General features: G+C 49.3%; 18 protein-coding genes. 17 read left to right on the top strand and 1 reads right to left on the bottom strand.

Annotated features, from left to right (window positions below; all coding sequences use genetic code 11):
* Positions 1-69: 69 nt before the first annotated feature.
* Positions 70-1536 (bottom strand): succinate CoA transferase, encoded by a 1467-nt coding sequence (locus ACS5WU_RS03125; RefSeq protein ID WP_046444956.1) that lies wholly within the window; start codon positions 1534-1536, stop codon positions 70-72.
* A 363-nt stretch (positions 1537-1899) separates the two neighbouring features.
* Here ACS5WU_RS03125 and ACS5WU_RS03120 point away from each other — a divergent pair, with 363 nt between their 5' ends.
* The 17 genes from ACS5WU_RS03120 (at position 1900) to ACS5WU_RS03040 (ending at position 23316) form a co-directional block, all read left to right on the top strand.
* Positions 1900-4494, top strand: a complete 2595-nt coding sequence (locus tag ACS5WU_RS03120) for an InlB B-repeat-containing protein (protein ID WP_465088933.1) — start codon at positions 1900-1902, stop codon at positions 4492-4494.
* 306 nt (positions 4495-4800) lie between these two features.
* Complete coding sequence (locus tag ACS5WU_RS03115; protein WP_046444953.1) at positions 4801-6159, top strand: aldehyde dehydrogenase family protein; 1359 nt, start codon at positions 4801-4803, stop codon at positions 6157-6159.
* Positions 6160-6229: 70 nt separating this feature from the next.
* The gene (gene rpoN, locus ACS5WU_RS03110; protein WP_059109137.1) at positions 6230-7549 is read left to right on the top strand and encodes an RNA polymerase factor sigma-54; all 1320 of its coding nucleotides are present in this window, start codon (positions 6230-6232) and stop codon (positions 7547-7549) included.
* Positions 7550-7622: 73 nt separating this feature from the next.
* Positions 7623-8762 (top strand): acyl-CoA dehydrogenase, encoded by a 1140-nt coding sequence (locus ACS5WU_RS03105; protein WP_046444951.1) that lies wholly within the window; start codon positions 7623-7625, stop codon positions 8760-8762.
* 16 nt (positions 8763-8778) lie between these two features.
* On the top strand, positions 8779-9561 hold the full coding sequence (locus tag ACS5WU_RS03100) for an electron transfer flavoprotein subunit beta/FixA family protein (RefSeq protein WP_302760474.1): 783 nt from the start codon (positions 8779-8781) through the stop codon (positions 9559-9561).
* A gap of 17 nt (positions 9562-9578) precedes the next feature.
* The gene (locus tag ACS5WU_RS03095; protein ID WP_046444949.1) at positions 9579-10595 is read left to right on the top strand and encodes an electron transfer flavoprotein subunit alpha/FixB family protein; all 1017 of its coding nucleotides are present in this window, start codon (positions 9579-9581) and stop codon (positions 10593-10595) included.
* Positions 10596-10854: 259 nt separating this feature from the next.
* Positions 10855-12345 (top strand): aldehyde dehydrogenase family protein, encoded by a 1491-nt coding sequence (locus ACS5WU_RS03090; protein ID WP_046444948.1) that lies wholly within the window; start codon positions 10855-10857, stop codon positions 12343-12345.
* Positions 12346-12373: 28 nt separating this feature from the next.
* A complete protein-coding gene (locus ACS5WU_RS03085) occupies positions 12374-13435 on the top strand; it encodes a zinc-dependent alcohol dehydrogenase (RefSeq protein WP_052740653.1) in 1062 nt (353 codons plus the stop codon).
* Between the two features lie 690 nt (positions 13436-14125).
* Entirely contained in the window at positions 14126-15073 is a 948-nt protein-coding gene (locus tag ACS5WU_RS03080; protein WP_046444947.1) for an L-lactate dehydrogenase, read from the top strand.
* Between the two features lie 33 nt (positions 15074-15106).
* Complete coding sequence (gene fumC, locus ACS5WU_RS03075; protein ID WP_046444946.1) at positions 15107-16471, top strand: class II fumarate hydratase; 1365 nt, start codon at positions 15107-15109, stop codon at positions 16469-16471.
* A gap of 154 nt (positions 16472-16625) precedes the next feature.
* Complete coding sequence (locus tag ACS5WU_RS03070) at positions 16626-17426, top strand: CoB--CoM heterodisulfide reductase iron-sulfur subunit B family protein (protein WP_046444968.1); 801 nt, start codon at positions 16626-16628, stop codon at positions 17424-17426.
* Positions 17423-17815: a 4Fe-4S dicluster domain-containing protein gene (locus tag ACS5WU_RS03065; protein ID WP_046444945.1), complete on the top strand. Its 393-nt coding sequence runs from the start codon at positions 17423-17425 to the stop codon at positions 17813-17815. Before ACS5WU_RS03070 ends, ACS5WU_RS03065 begins: the two co-directional genes overlap by 4 nt.
* Before the next feature lie 193 nt (positions 17816-18008).
* Positions 18009-19997: a CoB--CoM heterodisulfide reductase iron-sulfur subunit A family protein gene (locus tag ACS5WU_RS03060; protein WP_046444944.1), complete on the top strand. Its 1989-nt coding sequence runs from the start codon at positions 18009-18011 to the stop codon at positions 19995-19997.
* Positions 19985-20437: a hydrogenase iron-sulfur subunit gene (locus ACS5WU_RS03055; RefSeq protein WP_131925078.1), complete on the top strand. Its 453-nt coding sequence runs from the start codon at positions 19985-19987 to the stop codon at positions 20435-20437. Before ACS5WU_RS03060 ends, ACS5WU_RS03055 begins: the two co-directional genes overlap by 13 nt.
* Complete coding sequence (locus tag ACS5WU_RS03050) at positions 20425-21447, top strand: 4Fe-4S dicluster domain-containing protein (RefSeq protein WP_046444943.1); 1023 nt, start codon at positions 20425-20427, stop codon at positions 21445-21447. The genes ACS5WU_RS03055 and ACS5WU_RS03050 overlap by 13 nt, the downstream gene beginning before the upstream one ends.
* A complete protein-coding gene (locus ACS5WU_RS03045; RefSeq protein WP_302760472.1) occupies positions 21447-22478 on the top strand; it encodes a 4Fe-4S dicluster domain-containing protein in 1032 nt (343 codons plus the stop codon). The genes ACS5WU_RS03050 and ACS5WU_RS03045 overlap by 1 nt, the downstream gene beginning before the upstream one ends.
* Positions 22468-23316: an FAD/NAD(P)-binding protein gene (locus tag ACS5WU_RS03040; RefSeq protein ID WP_046444941.1), complete on the top strand. Its 849-nt coding sequence runs from the start codon at positions 22468-22470 to the stop codon at positions 23314-23316. Before ACS5WU_RS03045 ends, ACS5WU_RS03040 begins: the two co-directional genes overlap by 11 nt.
* The last annotated feature ends 10 nt before the right edge of the window (positions 23317-23326 follow it).

Here is a 23326-nt window from a genome sequence, read left to right as displayed (position 1 = left end):
GGGCGTAAGGTTTTACAGATGCAAAAAGGTCATGGAACATTTGCTCCATGACCTTTTCTAATGCCTGTTTTATTTATCTGCGAAAACTTCCCTCAGAAGCTGTGGTGTCTGTTTGCATTCACACTCCATGCAGGAACGTTCCAGATAATCGAGAAGCTGCGGGCGGAAGTCCGGATGCGCGCAAACTTCGATAATCTTACGCGCACGGATTCTTGGCGGAAGTCCGCGCAGGTCTGCATAACCATATTCCGTAACAAGGAAATGGATATCGTGTTCTGTATGGTCTACATGCGTTACAAATGGAACAATGCACGAAAGCGTACCATTTTTTGCAGTAGAGGGTGTCATGAAGATGGAAAGGCCCGCGTTTTGCGCAAAGTCGCCGCTGCCGCCAATCCCGTTCATGATTCGCGTACCATTGATGTGCGATGAATTCGTGTTGCCGTAAATATCAACCTCAATCGCCGTATTCATAGCGATAATGCCAAGGCGGCGAATAACCTCCGGATGATTGCTGATCTCCTGGGGACGCAGCATGATCTTATCTTTATATTTCTCAAAATTTTTGTCGTAATGCTCCTGAAAATCCGGGGAGATTGTGAGCGACGTACCGGAAGCAAAAGCAATTTTCCCCGCGTCGATCAGGTCAAATACCGCATCCTGCAAAACCTCGGAGTAAACGTTGAGATTTGTAAAGGATGATTTTTTAAGCCCTGCAAGAACCGCGTTTGCCACGCCGCCCACGCCGGACTGCAACGGAGGAAGCGGTACGGGCAGGCGTCCTGCTTCCGTTTCCTTTGTGATCAGCTCAACAATATTATCCGCGATTTTTTGTGAAATATCATCAACCGGTTGGACCGCGCGACCTTTATCGGGAATGTCGGTCATAACGATTGCCGCGATTTTATCGAAATCACAGGGATAATATTCCGTACCGATGCGGTCGGCCGCACGTACGATAGGGATCGGCTTGCTGTTGGGAACACGTTCAACGGTGTATACGTCATGAATGCCTTTTAAAGATAACGGCTGTGTGGTATTTACTTCAAGAATAACCTTCTTTGCACAGTCAATATAAGTATTTGCCGCGCCGATTGAGGTCGAGGGAATGATATGCCCGTCCTCGTCTATACCGGAAACTTCGACGATTGCAAAATCGATGTCGCCGAAAAATCCATTTTTGGCCCAAACGGCAAGCTGGCTTAAGTGCATATCAAAATATTCGATCTCGCCGGCGTTAATCGCATTGCGCACGGTGGAATTGGTCTGGTAGGGAAGACGTTTTTTCATAGCGCCCGCGCGCGTAAGAGCACCGTCGATCTGATCTCCAACGGAAGCTCCGGTCATAATCGTAAGATCAAGTTTTTCGCCCGTTTCTTCCGCGCGTTTCGCAATCGCAAGCGGAACCGCCTTTGCATGGCCTGCCGGTGTAAACCCGCTCAGCCCAATCGTAGCACCCGGATAAATAAGCTTTGCGGCTTCATCTGCCGTCATTACCTTGGATAAATATTTTTCACATTTGATTCTTTCGTTCATAACGATAGTACCCTCCAATTTGCGCCGGAGTTCTTTTCATATCTAAAAACGACGCATTCTATAACAATTATATATTATACACTGTGGCAAACAACTTTGCATCAATTATTAGCCGATTTTTCCTGTTAACTAACTAAGGAACCGGAAAGGAAGGAAACACTCGTTTTTTTAGTTACAAAAGGTAGTGACTTGTCCTGTGAAAAATTTTGAAAAGCAACCTCTGGAAATTTTAACTTTTGACTGTTTGTTCCGGGGGTATATTAGTTAAAGACTGCAGAAGACGAAATCATTTCAAAGCTGCTTCAAACTTCGGTCTGAATAAAAGGCTATTATCATAATACACACAGAGAGGATGCTATTACAATGAATAAGAAAGCAATTATTTCCATATTTGTTTCCGTTTTATTGGTATTGAGTATTTTCAATTTTGCTTATGCAAATGAAGTAATGCCAAATCCAGCAAATGCAATGGAAGAGGAATCAATTTACTCTGAAATGGATACAGAGGCAGCAGAAGAAACGGAAACACCAGAGCCGGCTGCTTCACCTGCCCCCATACTTGAAGAAACGGGGCAACCTTATCAGGAGGAGCAGGCAGCACCGTTAGAAACGCCTCAGTCATTGGAAACTGATGAGGGATTAGAACAACCGGTCCTGGCGGCAAACTCGATCACACCGTTCGTTGCCAGCGACGATACAACGCTGCGCAATGAAATTGCCAGCGCCGCTCCCGGAGGGGTAGTAGAGATTTCAAATAATATTACGATTACGGGGACGCCGTTGACAGTCGACAAAAACCTGACGTTTCGTTCTGCCGGAGGCACGGTGCAGCTATTGGTTGCGGGGAACATACGCCATATTAATGCGTCGGCAGGCGTCATCCTGACCTTTGAAGGGGTGGAACTGGTTGGCAATGCCTCTGCAGATGGTGGAGGTATCAATGCGTTGGGCATGATTACACTCAATGGCGCGTCGATCAAAAATTGCCAGGCCGCGCAGGGCGGTGGTATCAATGCCGCAGGCGCAGCAACTATTAATAATTCGACATTGACTGGAAATAAGGCAACAGCGGGCAATGGCGGCGGAGCTTATGCCAGTGGCGCTGTTTTAATATCAGGAAGTACGATTAGCCAAAATACTGCGACAGGCGACGGCGGCGGGATTTATTCGGCAGGCAATTTTACATTTTCAAGTGGAACGGTTAGTGGAAACAGCGCGGAAAGAGGCGGCGGGATTTATACTCCTGCGCCCAACGCCTTCCTGAACGGAGGAACGATCAGTAATAATACGGCCGTCGATGGCGCCGGATTTTATGGGCAAACCGTTTATATGTTGCGTGGGACGGTCACCGGGAATCGCGCGACGGAAACCGGGGGCGGCCTGTTCGCGGTAAATATAACGGTGGAAAATGGACAGGTCAGCGGGAATAAGGCCGGTGATAATGGCGGCGGTATTCATACAGAACAGGATTTTGAAATCAACGGTGGTTTGATCGAAAATAACACAGCAGTGAACGGCGGTGGCGTTTATGTATCCGGCGAAGCCCAACTGAACAGTGGCGTGATTTCGGGTAACAATGCAACAACCGGAGGCGGAGCCTATGTGACCGGCAGTACACAATACATCGGCACGGAAATCAAGGGAAATACGGCGGCTAACAATGGCGGCGGACTCTACCAGAGAGGCAATATTGTCATATCCGGTGGAAGTCTGGCAGATAACGTTGCAACGTCCGGCCATGGTGGAGGTATTTATTCAGCAAGTAATTTTACGCTCCAGGATGGAACAGTCAGCGGCAATCAAGCCGGAATAAACGGCGGCGGTGTGTATATGATTGCGCCAAACACATTCCTGAGAGGAGGGACTATCTCGGGTAATACAGCGCAGCAAGACGGCGGCGGTGTGTATGGATCGGTTATATATATGCTGGAAGGCACGATTGACGGCAACCATGCGATGGAAGATGGCGGCGGTGTGTTTGCTGTCAACATCACTATGGAAAACGGACAGATCAATGGAAATGTTGCAGACGGCAGCGGCGGCGGAATTTATGCAGATAATTGGATTGAAATCAATAATGGAACGATCAGCGGCAACAGGGCCGAAAATGGAGGCGGAATAAGTACAATAGGAGACATTGACTTCAACCAGGGCTCTATTACAGGCAACACGGCCTTGCAGGACGGCGGCGGGATCTACGGGACGCTGGCAAATATTTTCGTTCAACCTGGCGCTGTGTTTGCGGATAACAGCGCATCACGCGGATATCTGATTAAGGAGGAGGACAAAGCCCTGTATGCTTCAAATGTCCACACGACGTATATTACGCAGCCGTTTACATACGCATATAACAATTTTGATATCAATTATACCGGTATCGAAATCGAGTATGTGGTGACCTTTGATTCACAGGGGGGCAGCGGGGTAGAGCCCGTTTTGGTTTCTGACGGATCAACGGTGGCAAAACCTGAGGATCCTGTAAGAAACGGCTATACCTTCACGGGTTGGTTCAGGGATGCGGCGGCAACGCAGCCGTGGGATTTTGCAACTGCAATCAACAGCAATATAACGCTGTATGCGGGTTGGCAGGAAACGCCTGTGCCGATCGTGACCTATACGGTAACGTTTGATTCGCGCGGGGGCAGCGCGGTTACAGCGATAACCAATATTTCGGCCGGGAGCCTGATCAGTGCTCCTGCAGATCCCACATACGAAGGATATACGTTTACGGGATGGTTTACCGATGCGGCAACAACGCAGAAATGGGATTTTGCATCGGATGCGGTAAATGGAAATATGACGCTGTATGCGGGATGGAAGGCAAACGACGTGGTAGTTGCCGTTCCAAAAACAGGAGATACGGCCGATCCGTGGTTTTATGTATGGATTGCCGTTGCGGGAGCTTCTATCCTTGCGGGCTTGCTGGTGAAAGTGAAATATCAGCAGAAGAGAAAATAATCTGAATATCGTCTCAGGACAGCGGATGACCGGAGCGTCTCAATGGCGCAGGTCATCCGTTTTTTAGATTAAGCAAAATGATCGGCAACCACGGTGTTTTTAAAGATAAAAACATACGTTAACGGAAAAAACACAAATCCGATTTTTTTAGTTACAAAAGATTGCGTTTTCCCTGAAAATTACTATAATAGTACAAGAAAACTTGTATGCTTTTATATTGGGGTTAAAGGCATTGTAAAAGTGAATTTGTATATAATTTTTAGGCGGATTATATATAATTTTATAATTTTCAGGAGGGTTTAGAAAATGGCTACAATAGCGGAAATATTCGAGAAGGCGCATGTTGCGCAGGCCGAATATGAGAAGAACGCCGACCAGGCAAAGGTAGACGCGGCTGTAAAAGCAATCGGCAAGGTTGTTTATGACCGTGCGGAAGAACTTGCAAAAATGGCGGTTGAGGAATCCGGCATGGGCGTTTACGAAGACAAAGTGGCGAAGTGCAAAGGAAAATCCAAATGTATCTGGAACAGCATGAAGGGCAAAAAGTCCTACGGCATCATTGATGAAAACAAAGAGACCGGAATTATTAAGGTAGCAAAGCCAAAGGGAGTCGTAGGGGCGATCACTCCGGTGACGAACCCTGTTGTTACGCCCATGTGCAACGCGATGTTTGCATTGAAGGGTAAAAACGCGATTGTAATCGCGCCGCATCCGCGCACAAGCAACCTGAACAAATATGTGGTGGATTTGTTCCGCGCAGAGCTGAAAAAACTCGGATTGCCCGAAGACCTTGTCCAGACGATTGAGCATCCGACGCTCGATATGACACAGGAAGTTATGAAGACTGCTGACGTTGTTGTTGCAACTGGCGGCGGCGGGATGGTGAAATCCGCTTATTCGAGCGGCAAGCCGGCCCTTGGCGTTGGCCCTGGAAATGTGCAGGTGATTGTTGACCGCGGCGTGGATTATGACGAAGCCGCATCCATGATTATTGCGGGCCGTAAGTTTGATAATGGAATCATCTGCTCTGGTGAACAGAGTATTATTGCTCCCAAAGATGATTTTGACAAGGTAATCGCTGCCTTTGAGAAAAATGGAGCTTACTATATTGACGATCCGGCAACGGTAGAAAAATTTGCAAAGACCATTTTCCCGGACGGCGTAATCAATAAAGACGTGGTAGGCCAGAGTGTGCAGAAGATCGCGTCCCTTGCAGGCGTAGACGTACCGGAAGGCACAAAGGTTGTCGTTCTGAAGGCGCGCGGCATCGGCAAAGCAGACCTGCTGTGTAAGGAAAAAATGTGCCCGTTCATGATTGCGATTCCATACGATACGTTTGATGAAGCAATGAATATCGCATATGAAAACCTTTGCTATGAGGGAAAAGGACATACCTGCGCGATCCATTCAAACGATATGGAGCACGTACGCATGGTCGGCGAATTCATGCCGGTAAGCCGTATCGTAGTGAACCAGCCTTCCTCCACAACGGCGGGCGGCGCGCTCACAAACGGATTTTCACCGACGACAACGCTTGGCTGCGGCAGTTGGGGAAATAACAGTATTTCTGAAAACCTCAACTATACGCATCTGATTAACGTTTCGCAGATCGGTCTTTACGATAAAGACAAAAAGATTCCGACAGACGAAGAAATCTGGGCGTAATGCAAAAATTGCCTGTATGCGAAGCCTTTGGGCTTCGCGGCAGGCTGATTTGATATAATTGGTAACTTAAATGCAGATTGGCATTGAACAAAAGCAGACGCAGTCACAGGTATTGGGGCAGCAACTGCAGCAGGCATTGTTTCTGCTGAAGATGAATGCGCTGGAGCTCAATGATTACCTGGGCGGGATGGTGGTTGAAAATCCTGTTTTGGAAATGACAGAGCCGGAAAACCTGTTTGGAAACGCGGGAGCTTTCCGTGTGCGTATGGGTACGGATGTGTCACAGGCCGGACAATCCGGCGGTATGCGCAGCAATGAAGGATTTTTCGAGATCGCGGACAGTGAAGGCCTCAAGGATGAGTTGTTGCAACAACTTGATATACGGGGGCTTGAACCAAAGGAGCTTCTGGCCGCAAAGACCATCATTGACAGCCTTGACGACAGAAGCTATTTTACGGAGCCACTGAGTGAAATTGAGCGCTTATGCGATGCTTCTGCAGAGCAAGTGCAAAAAGCACTTGAGGCGGTTCAGTCGCTTGATCCGGCGGGAGTCGGAGCAAGATCATTGCAGGAAAGCCTGAGATTGCAGCTTGAGCGCAGGCAGGTTCAGGATCCGTGTGTGTACAAAATTCTGGACGGGTTTCTGGAGGAACTTGCGCATGCAAAGTATGCGGCGATTGCAGCAAAGCTTCATATCTCGGTGCGGCGCGTCAAAGAATACGCGCAGCTTATAAAAAGTCTTTGGCCGGGCGTGAGCAACGACGCAAAGAGAGAAGAAATACAATATGTGTATCCGGAAATTACGATTGTGCGAAACGGGGACGACCTCGAGGTGCAGCTTGACGAAAGAAGGCTGCCAAAGCTTACGATCAATCCGGAGTACCGAAAAGCAGCGGAACAGGATAAAGCTGCGAAGGATTATTTAAAGGAACAATACATAAAAGCGAACAGGATTGTCAGTTCGCTGGAGTTGTGGAAAACGATGCTGCGACGTGTCGCAGAAAAGATCGTAACAGTCCAAAAGCCTTTCTTCCTTGAGGGAAAGCCGCTTGCGCCAATGCGCCTTGCGGACCTCGCCGAAGAGCTTGGCGTAAATGTTTCGACCGTGAGCAGGGCGGTGGCAGGGAAGTACCTGATTTGTGACAGGGGCGTGTTTTCACTGAAACACTTTTTTGTGCGAAGCCTGCCGACGTCACAGGAAAAGCCTGTGAGCAGCGATTATGTGCACGAAGCAATCAGGGAATTGCTTGAAAAGGATTCCTCCCTTTCAGACAGCGCAATGACAAGGCTGCTGAATGAACGGGGAATCAACATTGCACGCAGGACAGTCGCCAAGTACAGGATGAAAATGGGCATTGCTCCCGTTTATCGCAGAAAACAGAAAGTTTGAAATAGTAAGTAGCGTCCAAAGACGCTTGCTATAACATACGTTGTAAAACGAACGCTATTTTTAGGAGAGAGATATGGATTTCACATTAAGCAAAGAACATCAGATGCTGCAAACACTGTTTCGTGATTTTGCAGAACAAGAAGTGAAGCCGCTCGCTGAGGAACTGGATGAAGAAGAACGCTTCCCGGTTGAGACGGTAGAAAAGATGAAAAAGTACGGCTTTTTGGGCATACCCTTCCCCAAGGAGTATGGCGGACAGGGCTGTGATACGCTTGCGTATGTATTGTGCGTTGAGGAGCTTTCCAAGGTGTGCGGTACAACAGGAGTTATCGTTTCGGCGCATACGTCCCTCGGTTCAGATCCGATCAAAAAGTTTGGTACGGACGAGCAAAAACAGAAATACCTCGTTCCGCTTGCAAAGGGCGAACATATCGGTGCGTTTGGCCTGACGGAAGCAGGCGCGGGTACGGATGCTTCCGGGCAGCAGACAAAGGCTGTTCTCGAAGGCGACCACTATGTGCTCAATGGAAATAAGATTTTTATTACCAATGCGGGCTATGCCGATACGTATATCATTTTCGCAATGACCGATAAATCCAAGGGAAACCACGGGATTTCGGCGTTCATTGTCGAGAAGGATTTCCCGGGATTTTCCGTTGGAAAAAAAGAGCGCAAAATGGGTATCCGCGGCAGCGCCACGGCAGAGCTGATTATGGAAAACTGTATTGTTCCCAAAGAAAACCTTCTTGGGAAAGAGGGACAGGGCTTCAAAGTGGCAATGGCTACGCTTGACGGCGGAAGAATCGGCATCGCAGCGCAGGCGCTCGGCATTGCGGAAGGCGCTTTCAATGAAGCTGTTGCCTATGTAAAGGAAAGAAAGCAGTTTGGAAGACCGCTTTCCAAATTCCAGAATACGCAGTTTGTGCTTGCAGATCTCAAAGCGAGAATTGACGCGGCGCAGCTGCTCGTATACCGCGCGGCAGTCGCAAAGGATACAAAAGACCGTTTCTCCGTAGAATCGGCAGTTGCAAAGTTGTATGCTGCGGAAACCGCAATGGAAGTAACGACAAAATGCGTCCAGCTTCTGGGCGGATATGGTTATACAAGGGAATACCCGGTGGAGCGCATGATGCGCGACGCGAAGATCACAGAGATCTACGAGGGTACCAGCGAAGTTCAGCGTATGGTTATTTCCGGCGCTGCGCTGAAGTAAACGGGAGGTAATTACAGTGAATATAGTAGTTTGCATCAAACAGGTTCCGGATACAAATGAAGTTAAGCTGGACCCGGTCACAGGAACATTAATCCGTGAAGGGGTTCCGAGCATCATCAATCCGGACGATAAAGCAGGTCTTGAAGCAGCACTCAGGCTGAAAGATTCTATGGGCGCGAAGGTCAGCGTCATTTCGATGGGGCCGCCCCAGGCAGACCTTGCGCTTCGCGAGGCGCTCGCAATGGGCGCGGACGAAGCGATCCTTGTGACAGACAGGGCGTTTGGTGGTGCGGATACATGGGCGACTTCGTCTACGCTTGCATCGGCGATCAGAAAGCTGCCTTTTGACCTGATCATCACAGGCCGTCAGGCAATCGATGGAGATACGGCGCAGGTTGGCCCGCAGATTGCGGAGCACCTGAAGCTTCCCAACATCAGCTATGCGGAAGAAATCCAGGTAGAAGGCGACAACATCATTGTGAAGCGCCAGTACGAAGACCGTTATCATATGCTCAAGGCAAAAATGCCTTGCCTGATTACGGCGCTTGCAGAGCTGAACGATCCGCGGTACATGACGCCGATGGGAGTTTTTGACGCATATCGCGAGAAAGAAGTGGTGAAGTGGACCTTAGAGGACCTCGATGTGGACAGAAGCAACATCGGCCTGAAGGGTTCGCCCACACACGTGTTCAAATCCTTCACAAAACCTTTAAAGGCAGCGGGAACGGTCGTGAATACGGACGTGCAGGAATCGGTTGAATTTTTGATGGAAAAGCTCCGTGAAAAATTCATTATTTGACGGAAAGTGGTGAAAAGATGAATATACAGGATTATAAAGGCGTATTCGTATTCGCACAACAAGAAGATAATAAACTGACAGGCGTATCCATGGAGCTTGTCAGTAAGGCAAAAGAGCTTGCAGAGGCGCTCGATACGGAAGTAACGGCAGTGGTGCTTGGCTACGAGATCGGGGATATGGCCAATAAGCTTGGACGCTATGGCGCAGACAATGTGATTTTGGCGGACGCGCCGGAGCTTAAGGTTTATATGACGGAGCCTTATGCGCACGTGTTGACGTCGATCATTCAGGAGAAAAAGCCTGAGATCGTGCTGTATGGCGCAACTGCAATCGGAAGAGACCTTGCGCCGAGGGTTTCGGCCCGTGTGCATACAGGCCTTACAGCAGATTGCACAGGCCTCGAGGTCGATCCGGAAACAAAGAATCTTCGCATGACTCGTCCTGCGTTTGGCGGAAACATTATGGCGACGATCATCTGTCCGGATTACCGTCCGCAGATGGCGACGGTGCGTCCGGGTGTGATGCAGCGTATTTCTCCAATCGAGTCCCATGCAAAAGTTGAGAATTATAAGGTGGAGCTTCCAAAGGAAAGCATCAATGTCGAGATCATGGATATTGTCAAAAAGGTCAGCGACAAGATGGATATCCAGGATGCGAAAATCCTTGTATCCGGCGGACGCGGAATGGGCTGCCCGGAGAATTTCAAGCTTCTTGAGGATTTGGCGGAAGCGTTTGGCGGTACGGTGAGCTCGTCACGTGCGTGCGTTGACGCAGGCTGGGTGCCTAAGGACAGACAAGTCGGTCAGACTGGAAAAACGGTTCGCCCGGACCTCTATATCGCATGCGGCATTTCCGGCGCGATTCAGCATCTGGCGGGAATGGAGGACTCCGACGTGATCATTGCGATCAACAAGGATGAAACCGCTCCGATTTTCGAAGTTGCAGACTTTGGCGTTGTGGGAGATGTGATGAAGATATTGCCGGCGTTTACCGAGCAGGTCAAAAAAGCGATCGCTGAAAGAAGCGAAGCGTAACAAAGCAGCAGGCAAAAGGGATACCATTTTGGTATTCCTTTTTTGTTGCGTTCTATTTACCGGGATTTTTCGTATTGCGGTTTCAGGATAAAAGTCTTATAATAAAGCCACAGATAATTTTTTGCTGACAGTTTACATTTCGACATAATCGTTCCTGACATGAATTGAAAATTGAAAATCGTTTCTAAGGTTACATAAGTCGCTTGGCGTGACGCATCACATGCGCGCGGTATAGATAAGAATCGACAGGAGGAGACCGATGAAAAATTTGAAGCTTTTTATCAACAACGAGTGGGTGGATGCGCAGGATAATAAGACCTTTCTTTCCTATAATCCTGCGACGGGAGAGCCTGTTGCGCAGCTTGCGCAGGGATCAAAGACCGATGTAGATAAGGCGATTGCCGCTGCAAAGGCGGCTTTTGACAGCGGCGTTTGGTCTGAAATGGATCCGGAGGAACGCGGCGGCTTTTTGGCGCGCGCCGCACAGATCATGCAGCGCAGGGCGGAGGAGCTTGCGGTGTGCGAAACGCAGGATACAGGCAAGCCGATCAGGGAATCGCGCGATGTTGATATTCCATACGCAATTCGCGCAATGGAGTATTTTTCAAAGGTTATGACAACTTTCAAAGGGGATATTGTCAACATTCCGGGCAATTTTGCGTTTGATTATGTGACATATGAGCCGATGGGCGTTGTGGGAACGATTTCTCCGTGGAATTTTCCGCTTCATTTGTTTACGCGGGCGGTATGTCCTGCGCTTGCCGCCGGAAATACGGTTGTGGCTAAAGCGTCGTCCCTCACGCCGGTTACCTCGCAGCTCATGGGAGAAATTTTTCTGGAAGCGGGTTTCCCGGCAGGCGTTGTAAATATTATATCCGGCCCCGGGGCCGTTGTTGGAGAGGCAATCATGGCAAACGAGAATGTCAGCATGGTTTCCTTTACAGGATCGGAAGAGGTGGGAAGAAGCCTTTTGGAACAGACCTCGCGTTCCAGGGTTATTAAAAAACTCATTTTGGAACTGGGAGGAAAAGGACCGCTGATCGCGCACAAGGATTGTGACATCAGTGGCGCGGTAAACTCAACAATCCAGGGATTTTGCCTCAATCAGGGCGAGGTATGCTGCGCTTCTACGCGGCTGATCGTCCATGAAGATATTTACGACGAATTTATGGAGCTTATGGTAAACCGTTTGGAATCTTTGAAACCGGGCGATATCATGGATCCGTCCACTCAGATTGGCTCGCTGATCAACAAACACCAGTATGATATTGTTGACGGTTACGTGCAGGAGGCGGCAAAAAACGGCGCGACAATATTGTGCGGCGGCAAACGGTATATGGAAGGCAACTGTGCAAAGGGTTACTATTATCTGCCGACAGTGCTTACGGATGTGAAACCGGATATGGCTTGCGTGCAGGAAGAGATATTTGGGCCGGTTTTGTGCGTTTTCAAGTATAAAGATACAGACGAAGCGGTCAGGCTTGCCAACGATACGCTGTTCGGGCTGGGCGCGGCAGTGTGGAGTGAGGACGTCAGGACGCTTTACCATATAAGCAGGAGGCTTAATGCGGGTACCGTATGGCAAAACTGTAATGTCATGTCAAAGCTCGAGGCGCCGTACGGCGGAAATAAAAACAGTGGAATCGGAAGGGAAAACGGAACGCATGGCATCCTTGAATACATGAAAACCAAAAATAATATTCTCTATGTGGGAGAGGAATACGATAATTTCTTCGGATTTCAGGATTGACCGGATAACCAAAAGGCAGAGTGGCGTTATGAAAGCGTTGATGAAGGTTGCAAAAGGCAAAGGAAATCTGGAGATTTGTGATATTCTCAGGCCGAAAATCAAAAATGAAGACGACGTACTGATTGAGGTAACGGCGGCGGGCGTATGCGGAACTGATATCCACATCTGGCGTGATGAATTTCCGTATTATCCGCCGGTGGTTATGGGACATGAATTTGCTGGGATTGTGCGGAAGACGGGAAAAAGCGTTACGCGTTTTTCTACGGGCGACCTCGTGGTGGGAGAACCCCATACGCACTTTTGCGGAAAATGCGAAATGTGCCGTGCGGGGAAGATACAGCTATGTGCGCACAAACGGTCGCCGGGATGGGGGATCGACGGGGCATTTACGGATTATCTTGTGATGCCGGAGCTTTTTCTGCACCATGTACCGGAGGGAGTGGACAGCGTAACGGCAGCACTTTGCGAACCGCTCGCGATTGTGACGACCGGAGTTTTGGAGCATGGAAAGATTGGGCCGCAGGATACTGTTGCCATCGTGGGGGCGGGACCGATTGGGTTGCTGTCCGCCGTGGCCGCAAAATCAGGCGGTGCCGCAAAGGTTGTCGTATTGGGGACGGATGCGGACGAGGCCGTGCGGTTTCCTGCTGCAAGAAAGCTGGGCGCGGACCAGGTGATTAACGTGCAAAGGGAGAATGCAAAAAAGCTGGTCGACAGCCTGACAAGCGGCCGGGGTGTGGATGTAGTGGTTGAGGCCAGCGGCGCCGCGGAGGGGATCAATACGGCGGCTGATATTGTAAAACAGTGTGGGAAAATAACTGTAGTAGGGATGCCGGGAGAAGAAAAGCTAAGCATCAAATGGCTCGAGATGATCCATAAGGTGCTGGATGTTAATTTCAATTTCAGCTCCAGCGTTTCGTCATGGGAGCGCGCGCTTTCTATCATGAAAACGACTCCGTACGATCTTTCAGCGGTGATCACGCACAAAGTCAATATCAGTAACTGGGAACAGGCATTCGACGATATCGCCATTGGGAACGCAATTAAAGTGATGTTTATTCCGCGTCAGGACACATATGATATCGGATGACAGTGGGATGATTTATGAGCAAAATGGAAGAGCCGGCAGTAAAGCCGGCTTTTCTATCTGTATTTTTACATAAGAGACAAATTCCTGCAAAAATGTAAATTTATTATTGCAATTTGGTAAGAAACAGATCAAATTGTTGTAAAATAGAATTGAAAGAAAAATTGAATGGAAAAAGCAGCGATAGAAATTTATTGCAGAGAAAAAGCAGGGAGAAGGACGATGGAAAAATTGGAATGACCATTTTACCAATTTTACCACGAAAAAAGTGTTAGAAACGAGACGTTTTTGTCAGGTGTTTTTAAAACGTGTGAAATAAGCGACAATAGGAGAATTAAAAATTATTGCGATTTTCGCTGATTATATAGATAAGTATTTACAAACGTATTATTATTTGTTAAAATATACACAAAGTATAGCTTTTCATGATGGGCTGGTATGTGCGCCCGCCAAAAAGCAGAAAGAAAATGAGGAAAACGTCATAACCGGAACAATGGTTTTGCGGAAAATTAAATAGAGGATTGAAAAGGACAATTATGCTTGAAAGCAGCATGGAGTTTCATAATAAAGTATAAAATGTCTATTTTTGTGGAAAAAGAAATTACGGTTTGCAAGAAATGGATTTTAAAATTTCATTTTTATAATTGATGAGGGATCAGTTAGGCTTAATCATTTTTGAGGGGGAACGGTTTTATGAGCAGGAAAGTAACGGTAATTGGCGCTGGGAGCGTTGGGGCGACGATCACGTACACATTGGCGGTCACAGGGCTTGCTTCTGAGGTTGTGGTAATCGACATCAATACGGAAAAAGCGCTTGGCGAAGCGATGGATGTGCGGCAGGGAACGCCCTTTTGCGCACCGATTAAGATATATGCCGGCACGTATGAGGACGCGGCGGGTTCGGATATCGTAATTATTACGTCCGGGCTTCCGAGAAAAGCAGGGCAATCAAGGATTGATCTTGCGCAGACGAACGTCGATATCATCAAAGAAATTGCACCGGAAATCGTTAAGCATGCGCCGGATGCGGTCTATATTCTGGTAAGCAATCCTGTAGACGTGCTGACCTATACCTTCTGCAAGGTTTCAGGAATCCCGGAAAGCAGGGTGATTGGTTCGGGAACACTGCTTGATACGGCAAGGCTGCGCAGCCGCCTTGCGGAATATCTGGCGATCAGCCAGAAGAGCGTGCACGCCTATGTATTGGGCGAGCATGGGGACAGCTCATTTGTACCGTGGTCCGCAGCGCGCGTTGGCAGTGCAAACATCCTGCGTCATTATGGGGAATTCAACATTGAAGGAGCGGTTAAGGCGGAGCTTAACACAGAAGAAATTGAGCAATACATCAGGACGTCGGGCGGAAAGATCATCGCACGCAAGGGAGCGACCTTCTATGCAATCGCGATTTCCGTATGCCATATGGTAGACTGTGTTTTTGGAAGTACAAGCAGGGTGATGACGGTATCTTCCATGCTGCATGGCGAATATGGAATCGATGACGTGTGCCTGAGCATTCCGTTTGTACTTGGCTCAAAGGGAATCTGCGGGACGGTACTGCCGACGCTCACCGACGATGAGGTCGCAAAGCTAAAGCACAGTGCCGATGTGCTAAAAGATGTTATTAAACAGGTAAAACTATAAATCTGTTATAAAAAATAGTGGGAGGCAGTTGAAATGGAATATCGTATTGAACGTGACTCAATGGGAGAAATGAAGGTTCCGGCTGACAGATACTGGGCGGCACAAACACAGAGAAGTCTGCAGAACTTCGAGATTGGTGACGAGGTAATGCCTCGCGAAATCACGCACGCTTTTGGAATCCTGAAAAAAGCGGCGGCGATTGCAAACTGCAATCTTGGGAAACTCGATGAAGAAAAACGCTCTGCGATCGAACAGGCCTGCGATGAAGTAATTGCCGGTAAACTGAACGGGCATTTTCCGCTCGTGGTATGGCAGACCGGAAGCGGGACACAGTCCAATATGAATGCGAATGAAGTAATCGCGAACCGCGGGAACGAAATCGCCGGAAATAAGCTGCTGCATCCCAATGACCATGTCAATATGTCGCAAAGCTCCAACGACACCTTCCCAACGGCAATGCACATTGCGGCGGTGCTTGGAATAGAAGATAGGCTGATGCCTGAAATGGACCGTATGATTGAGACGCTCAAGCGTCTGGAAAAGGAAAATGAAGGGATCGTGAAGAGCGGGCGGACGCATTTGCAGGACGCTACGCCCATTGCTTTTTCGCAGGAAATCAGCGGATGGCGCAATATGATCGAAAAGACAAAGAAAATGCTTGAAGCTGCGCTTCCGGGATTAAAGGAGCTGGCGCTTGGCGGAACGGCGGTTGGTACCGGCCTCAACGCGCCAAAAGGCTTTGCGGAAGAAATTGCAAAGCAGGTCGGCAACCTGACGGGCAAGGAATTTGTGACTGCTGAGAATAAATTCCATGCGCTTACCTCAAAGGACGATCTTGTGTTCGCGCACGGCGCTTTGAAGGCGCTTGCCGCAAACATGATGAAGATTGCAAACGATGTGAGATGGCTGGCCAGCGGCCCGCGTTGCGGATTGGGAGAAATCTTTATTCCGGAAAACGAGCCGGGCAGCTCGATTATGCCGGGCAAGGTAAATCCTACCCAGTGTGAATCGATGACAATGATTGCCGTACAGGTTATGGCAAATGACGTGGCGGTAGGCATGGCTGCTTCTCAGGGGAATTTTGAACTGAATGTATTCATGCCGGTGTGTATCTATAACTTCCTGCAGTCGGTAAGGCTTCTGACGGACGGCCTCAAATCCTTTAACGACAACTGCGTGACAGGGATTAAGGCAGACAGGGAGAAAATGAGTCACAACCTGCACAACTCGCTTATGCTGGTGACGGCGCTCAATCCGTACATTGGCTATGACAATGCCGCGAAAACGGCGAAAAAAGCGCATAAGGATAATATTTCCTTAAAAGAAGCGTGCGTAGAACTTGGATTCCTTACGCCGGAGAAATTCGACGAGGTATTCCATCCGGAGGAAATGATCTGAATCTGGTAAAGCGACACAACCCATTTGCCGGACGGCGGAAAGCAGCCGCGGTCCATTTGAAGGAATACAGGGGAAAGGGGCGCCGCCCCTTTCCCAAAAAATAAGGGGAGTGCTAGAAGAAGGGAGGTTCCAATAGTTTCTATTGGAAATCAGTATGGTTTTTAGTTATTATCCGGGATGTACTTTAAAAACAAAGGCAAAACAACTGGATGAATATGGAAGAAAGTCTGCAGAAGCGCTGGGCATCAGCCTGGAGGAATTGCCGGAATGGCAGTGTTGCGGCGCGGTTTATCCGATGGCAAAGGATGAGATTGCCACAAAGCTTTCGGCGGTTAGGGCGCTTGACAGTGCAAAGGGGCTCGGAAACGAGCTTATTACGCTGTGCAGCGCATGCCATCATGTCTTAAAGCGTGTCAATAACGACATGGCGACAGATGATGATATTCGCATGAAGGTGAATAATTATCTCAAACTGGAAGAGGATTACGCGGGGGAAACTCCGGTCATCCATTATCTTGAAATGCTGCGTGATAAAGTAGGCTTTGATGAATTGAAAAAAAAGGTGGTAAATCCGCTGAAGGGCAGGAAGATAGGCGCATATTACGGTTGCCTGCTGCTGCGTCCCAGCGATGAGCTGCAGTTTGATAATCCGGAAAATCCTACGATCATAGAGGATTTTATCAGGGCGATTGGCGCAGAGCCTGTTATCTACCCATACCGCAACGAATGCTGCGGAGGATATGTGGTAATCGAGGATAAGGAAGCGCCAAAAAAAATGTGTGAGAATATTATTTCTTCCGCAGAAGGAAAAGGAGCGGAAGCGGTTGTAACCGCCTGTCCGCTTTGCAGGTACAACCTTGACGCAAACAGCGCAAAGCATGATTTGCAGGTATATTACTTTACAGAGCTTTTGGCTGAGGCGCTTGGAGTGAAGGAAGGAGGCGCATCGCAGTGAATGAAGCACAAAAAGACCAACTTGAAACTGTAGTCAGGATCAGCGGCGTCGATCCGAAAAAGTGTATGGTATGCGGGAAATGTTCGGGAACATGTCCGGCTTATGATGAAATGGAATATCACCCGCACCAGTTTGTCGCGATGGTTCGCAAAGGCCAGATAGACAAGCTTGCAAAGTCCGAATCAATCTGGAGATGCCTTTCCTGCTTTGCATGCGTCGAGCGGTGTCCGCGCAGCGTGGAACCGGCCAAGCTCATTGAGGCGGTGCGTCTTATGGTGATCCGCGAGCAGGGTGCAAACCATTTGAAAGTGACGAAGATTCCGGAGATACTGGATGATGAAATGCCACAGCAGGCGATCACCAGTGCATTGCGGAAGTATAATAAGTAGGTATTAGCATTTTAACCTGTTGCAGGAATTGGGCCAAGCTGTAAAAATGTGCGTTCGATGAGACCGCCGGGAACAAGCCGGCGTATAAGGATGGGGCTACGTGTCATTCAACAAACGTACAAGGCGTGGAAAGCGTTGTTTTTCCGCGAAAGGAGCATGGCGACTGCCACAGGCGAGAGGAGAAGTGATTTTCTTGCAGAGAATAGGAGTTTTTGTCTGTTGGTGTGGAAGCAACATTGCGGCGACAGTTGACGTGGAAGCGGTAGCGGAAGCGCTGAAAAATGAGCCGGGTGTCGTATACACTGCAGATTATCAGTATATGTGTTCGGAGGGCGGACAATCGAGAATCAAGGAGGCGGTCAAAGAACATGGCCTTACCGGGATTGTCGTTTGTTCCTGTTCCCCCAGAATGCACGAAGCAACGTTCCGTAAAACGGCCGTTGCCGCGGGGATCAACCCATACATGGTTGAGATCGCGAACATCCGCGAGCAGTGCTCGTGGATTCATAAGGATAAGGTAGAAGGAACAGAAAAGGCGATCATACTTGCCAAAGCCGCGGTAGCAAAGCTGAACCTGAACGCACCGCTTACGGCTGGCGAAAGTCCGGTTGTAAAGCGCGCGCTTGTGATCGGCGGAGGGATCGCCGGCATACAGACAGCGCTTGATATTGCGGACGCCGGATATGAGGTGGACATCGTTGAGAAGTCGCCTACCATAGGCGGTAAAATGGCGCAGCTCGATAAAACGTTTCCGACGCTGGACTGTGCGGCCTGCATTTTGACGCCCAAAATGGTGGATGCAGCATCGCATGAGAAAATCAACCTGTATACGTACAGCGAGGTGGAAAAAGTATCCGGATTCGTTGGCAATTTCACGGTTGATATCAGGAAAAAAGCGCGTAATGTAAACAGCGACCTTTGTACAGGCTGCGGCGCGTGTACGGAAAAGTGCCCGTCGCGCAAAGCAAAGAGCGAATTCAATATGGGACTTTCAAACCGCGGTGCAATCTATATTCCTTTTGCACAGGCGATTCCGAACGTTCCGGTCATCGACCATGACGCATGTATCCATTTCAAAACCGGAAAATGCGGGTTGTGCGAAAAGGTATGTACGGCAAAGGCGATTGATTTTGAACAGCAGGATGAGATTGTAACGAGGCAGTATGGCGCGATTATCGCTGCGACAGGCTTTAATCCGATCAAACTGGATAAGTTTGACGAATACCAGTATTCACAATGCCCGGATGTGGTAACGTCGCTTGAATTTGAGCGGCTGACCAATGCGGCAGGACCGACAAAAGGCGTTCTTTTGCGCCCGTCGGACGGGGAACATCCCAAGACGATCGTATTTGTGCAGTGCGTTGGTTCACGTGACACTTCCGGCTGCGGAAAACAGTATTGCTCGAAAATTTGCTGTATGTATACTGCAAAGCATGCCATGCTGGTGCGTGAAAAATATCCGGATACGGACGTTCATGTATTTTATATCGACGTGCGTACGCCCGGCAAGAACTTTGACGAGTTCCAGCGCCGCGCGGTAGAGCAGTACGATGTGGATTACATCAAGGGTATGGTTGGTAAAATTGCGGAAGAAAATGGCAAGCTAAAGGTGCAGGGATCGGACCTCATCAATGGGGAGCAGATTTTGATCGACGCGGATCTCGTGGTGCTTGCAACGGCAATCGAGCCGGACGACAGCGCACGAAGCCTTGCATCGATGCTGACGGCAAGTATGGATACGAACGACTTCTTTACGGAGGCGCATCCCAAGCTTCGGCCTGTGGAAAGTCCGACGGCGGGCGTATTCCTGTCAGGAGTGTGCCAGGGGCCCAAGGACATCCCGGAGACAGTCGCCCAGGCAGGCGCTGCCGCAGCCAAGGTGATCGGTTTGCTTGCAAAGGATAAACTGACCTGCAATCCATGTGTCGCGGGCAGCGATGAGCTGCTGTGCAATGGCTGCAGCGCCTGCAAGAACGTTTGTCCGTACGGGGCGATCGATTATGTGGAAAAAGAAATCAACGACCACGGAGTGCGCGAAGTGCGCAGGGTTGCATGTGTGAACGAGGCGGTCTGCCAGGGCTGCGGCGCGTGCACGGTTACCTGTCCTTCTGGCGCAATGGATTTGAAGGGCTTTACCAATAAACAGATTATGGCGGAGGTGGATGCGATATGCAAGAACTGAACGAAGAAAAGAAGAGCGAATTTAAACCGCTTATCGTAGCGTTCTGCTGTAACTGGTGCAGTTATGCAGGGGCGGACCTTGCGGGGACGAGCCGGCTTTCCTATCCGGCAAACGTTAAAATCATACGGGTTCCTTGCTCCTGCCGTGTAAATCCGATGTTTATTTTGCGGGCGTTCCAGCGTGGGGCGGACGGCGTGATCATCAACGGATGCCATCCGGGCGACTGCCATTACTCTACGGGAAACTACTACGCAAGAAGAAGAATGACGCTTCTGTTCAGTATGCTCGATTATCTGGGGATCGAAAAGGGCCGCACAAGAGTGGAATGGGTTTCCGCTGCCGAAGGCCAGAGATTCTCTAAGGTCATGAACGAATTCGTCCAGACCATCCATGAATTGGGTGAGAACAAGAGACTGGAGGATTTGAGATGCAAGCAATAGAGAAACAAATCAGGGAAAGGGCGAAGGCGCTTCTTGCCGATGGAATTGTTGACCGTGTGATCGGCTGGAAAAAAGGCGAGTACTTTTACGATAATACGCCGGCAGTTTTTGGCCCGGATGATATTGACGAGCTTATATACAACAGCTTTTGCGGTGCGAACCTCAGCAAATACCTGATTGCGGAAAGCAAAAAGGAAGGCAAGGTACTTGCGCTGTTAAAGCCGTGTGATACCTACAGCTTCAACCAGCTTTTGAAAGAGCACCGGATTAACCGTGAAAACGTATATGTGCTGGGAATTCCATGCCACGGCATGGCGGACATAGATAAGCTGCATGCAAAGGGAATCAAAGGGATCGAAGGCATCGAGCCAAACCGTAACATCAAAGGAGTCGAAGAGGCTGAGGATGACGCAAGCGAGCTCGAGCTTAAGGTTAAGACAATTTATGGCGATAAGACGTGTGCGCTTGGCGAGGTTTTACTTGAAAAATGCTGCGCATGCAAGGGTACGGAGCACGTCATTTTTGACGAGGTGATCGAGGACAGGCACCCAGTTCCACAGAGCTCGTTTGACCGCTTTGGCATGGTGAAAAAACTGGAGGCAATGACGCCGGACGAGAGGTTTAACTTCTGGCGCGCAGAGCTATCCAAGTGTATTCGCTGCAATGCCTGCCGGAACGTATGCCCGGCCTGCTCGTGCCTCAAATGTGTGTTTGATAATGACAATTCCGGCATCAGCAGCAAAGCGAATGTAGATACGTTTGAAGAAAACATGTTCCATATTATCCGCGCGTTCCATGTGGCGGGGCGTTGTACGGATTGCGGCGAATGCAGCCGCGTTTGTCCGCAGGGTATTCCGCTGCATCTGCTGAACCGTAAATTCATCAAGGATATCGATGAATTTTATGGAGAATACCAGGCCGGTAAGGACGATAATTCCCCGTGGCCTCTTGTGGAATACACAGAAGGCGACGTGGAGCCGGACGTTGTAAGCAAAGGAGGAGAAAAGTGATGCAAAAGTTGCCTATGAGCCGAATCGGCGAGCTTTTTTCCGCAATGAACGGGAACAGGGAATTATATGTGCCGGTTACGAAGGCCGGTAAGGTGAATTTCGATAAGTGGAGCGAAGCTGCGAATGTGAATCTGAGCGCGCTGCATACTGTAAAATCGCCAAAGGATATGTTTTTCCCGCAGAGCGAGGATCTCGTGGCCTTTAAAATGGAAGGCAAGAATATCGATGTACTGCCGCCGGAAGAGCCGGATACGCCCTTTGTGGTATTTGGCGTTCGCCCGTGCGACGCAAGAAGCATGGAAATACTTGACCTTGTGTTTTTAAGCGATCCGGTAGATACCTATTATGAAGCGCGCCGCAAAAATGGCGTGGTGGTATCACTGGCGTGTAACGAGCCGGAGGAAACGTGCTTTTGCGGCGCGTTTGGCATCGATGCGACGAAGCCGGCCGGGGACGTCGCAACATGGATCGTAAACGATAATCTTTACTGGAAGCCCCTTACCGAAAAGGGCGAAGAGTTGACAGTGCAGCTTTCCGGGTTACTGGAAGCAGCGGATGAAACGGAAATTGAAGACGCGACCAGGGCGGTAAAGGAAATCTTAAACAAGCTGCCTCTTCGTGATTTAAGCCTCGAAGGTTTTGGCGAAGACAACATGAACGAATTATTTGATTCGCCGCAGTGGGCGGAGCTTTCACGTGCGTGTATCGGTTGCGGCACTTGCACATTTGTGTGCCCGACCTGCCAGTGCTATGACATCCGCGATTTCAATACGAACGACGGCGTACAGCGTTACCGTTGCTGGGATTCGTGTATGTATTCCGACTTTACGAGAATGGCGCACGGCAACCCGCGTAAAACGCAGGTGGAGCGTTTCCGCCAGCGGTTTATGCACAAGCTGGTATATTTTCCCGCGAATAACGACGGGGTATATTCCTGCGTGGGATGCGGAAGGTGCGTAGCAAAATGCCCGATCTCCATGAATATCGTAAAGGTAATAAAAGCTTTGGGAGTGAATGAAGATGAGCGATAAGATCGATATGAGCAGAAAGGATTCGTTGATCCCAATGGTTGGGGTTATTACGGATATCAGAAAGGATACGCCCGATGTAAAGACGTTTCGTGCCAATGCACCGGGCGGCGGCGTATGCTTTGAGCATATGCCGGGCCAGTGCGCGATGCTTTCGATTCCCGGCGTGGGTGAGGCGATGTTTTCCATTACCTCTTCGCCGACCAATACGGAGTTTATGGAATTCAGCATCAAAAAATGTGGTTGCCTGACAGATTGGCTGCACCAGATGGATGTAGGCCAGCAGATTGCGATCCGCGGGCCTTATGGAAACGCTTTTCCGGTGGAAACCGAGCTGAAAGGCAAGGATTTGTTATTCATTGCAGGCGGTATCGGCCTTGCGCCGCTGCGCTCGGTGATCAATTACGTGCTTCATTACAGGGAAAATTATGGAAAGGTTGATATCCTTTACGGATCGCGTTCCATGGACGACCTTGTGGACTTTAATGAAATTAAAACAGAGTGGTCGAATGCGCAAAACGTGGATGTACATCTTACGATTGACCGCGAGCAGGATGGCTGGGACGGACACGTCGGTTTCGTTCCTGATTATGTCAAGGAGTTGCAGTTCAGTACCGATAAGACGGTACTGGTGTGCGGCCCGCCGATCATGATCAAGTTTACGCTTGCGGCGCTTGAAACGCTTGGTTTTGATAAAACACAGGTATATACGACAATGGAGCTTCGGATGAAGTGTGGAGTCGGCAAGTGCGGGCGCTGCAACATTGGTTCGAAGTATGTTTGTAAAGACGGTCCGGTTTTCCGCTGCGATGAGCTTGAAGAATTACCGGACGAATATTGATTGAGAGGAG

Source organism: Christensenella sp. KGMB01412, from assembly GCF_055522415.1.
The sequence above is the reverse complement of the archived record's forward strand: the minus strand, read 5'-3'. Positions and strand labels throughout refer to the sequence as shown.

What these genes read in the sequence shown, in the direction of transcription:
- rpoN (WP_059109137.1), top strand. Translation starts at nt 6,230, where the DNA reads ATGCAGATTGGCATTGAACAAAAGCAGACGCAGTCACAGGTATTGGGG.
- ACS5WU_RS03120 (WP_465088933.1), top strand. Translation starts at nt 1,900, where the DNA reads ATGAATAAGAAAGCAATTATTTCCATATTTGTTTCCGTTTTATTGGTA.
- ACS5WU_RS03105 (WP_046444951.1), top strand. Translation starts at nt 7,623, where the DNA reads ATGGATTTCACATTAAGCAAAGAACATCAGATGCTGCAAACACTGTTT.
- ACS5WU_RS03090 (WP_046444948.1), top strand. Translation starts at nt 10,855, where the DNA reads ATGAAAAATTTGAAGCTTTTTATCAACAACGAGTGGGTGGATGCGCAG.
- ACS5WU_RS03050 (WP_046444943.1), top strand. Translation starts at nt 20,425, where the DNA reads ATGCAAGCAATAGAGAAACAAATCAGGGAAAGGGCGAAGGCGCTTCTT.
- ACS5WU_RS03045 (WP_302760472.1), top strand. Translation starts at nt 21,447, where the DNA reads ATGCAAAAGTTGCCTATGAGCCGAATCGGCGAGCTTTTTTCCGCAATG.
- ACS5WU_RS03115 (WP_046444953.1), top strand. Translation starts at nt 4,801, where the DNA reads ATGGCTACAATAGCGGAAATATTCGAGAAGGCGCATGTTGCGCAGGCC.
- ACS5WU_RS03055 (WP_131925078.1), top strand. Translation starts at nt 19,985, where the DNA reads ATGCAAGAACTGAACGAAGAAAAGAAGAGCGAATTTAAACCGCTTATC.
- ACS5WU_RS03070 (WP_046444968.1), top strand. Translation starts at nt 16,626, where the DNA reads ATGGTTTTTAGTTATTATCCGGGATGTACTTTAAAAACAAAGGCAAAA.
- ACS5WU_RS03085 (WP_052740653.1), top strand. Translation starts at nt 12,374, where the DNA reads ATGAAAGCGTTGATGAAGGTTGCAAAAGGCAAAGGAAATCTGGAGATT.
- ACS5WU_RS03040 (WP_046444941.1), top strand. Translation starts at nt 22,468, where the DNA reads ATGAGCGATAAGATCGATATGAGCAGAAAGGATTCGTTGATCCCAATG.
- ACS5WU_RS03125 (WP_046444956.1), bottom strand. Translation starts at nt 1,536, where the DNA reads ATGAACGAAAGAATCAAATGTGAAAAATATTTATCCAAGGTAATGACG.
- ACS5WU_RS03080 (WP_046444947.1), top strand. Translation starts at nt 14,126, where the DNA reads ATGAGCAGGAAAGTAACGGTAATTGGCGCTGGGAGCGTTGGGGCGACG.
- fumC (WP_046444946.1), top strand. Translation starts at nt 15,107, where the DNA reads ATGGAATATCGTATTGAACGTGACTCAATGGGAGAAATGAAGGTTCCG.
- ACS5WU_RS03095 (WP_046444949.1), top strand. Translation starts at nt 9,579, where the DNA reads ATGAATATACAGGATTATAAAGGCGTATTCGTATTCGCACAACAAGAA.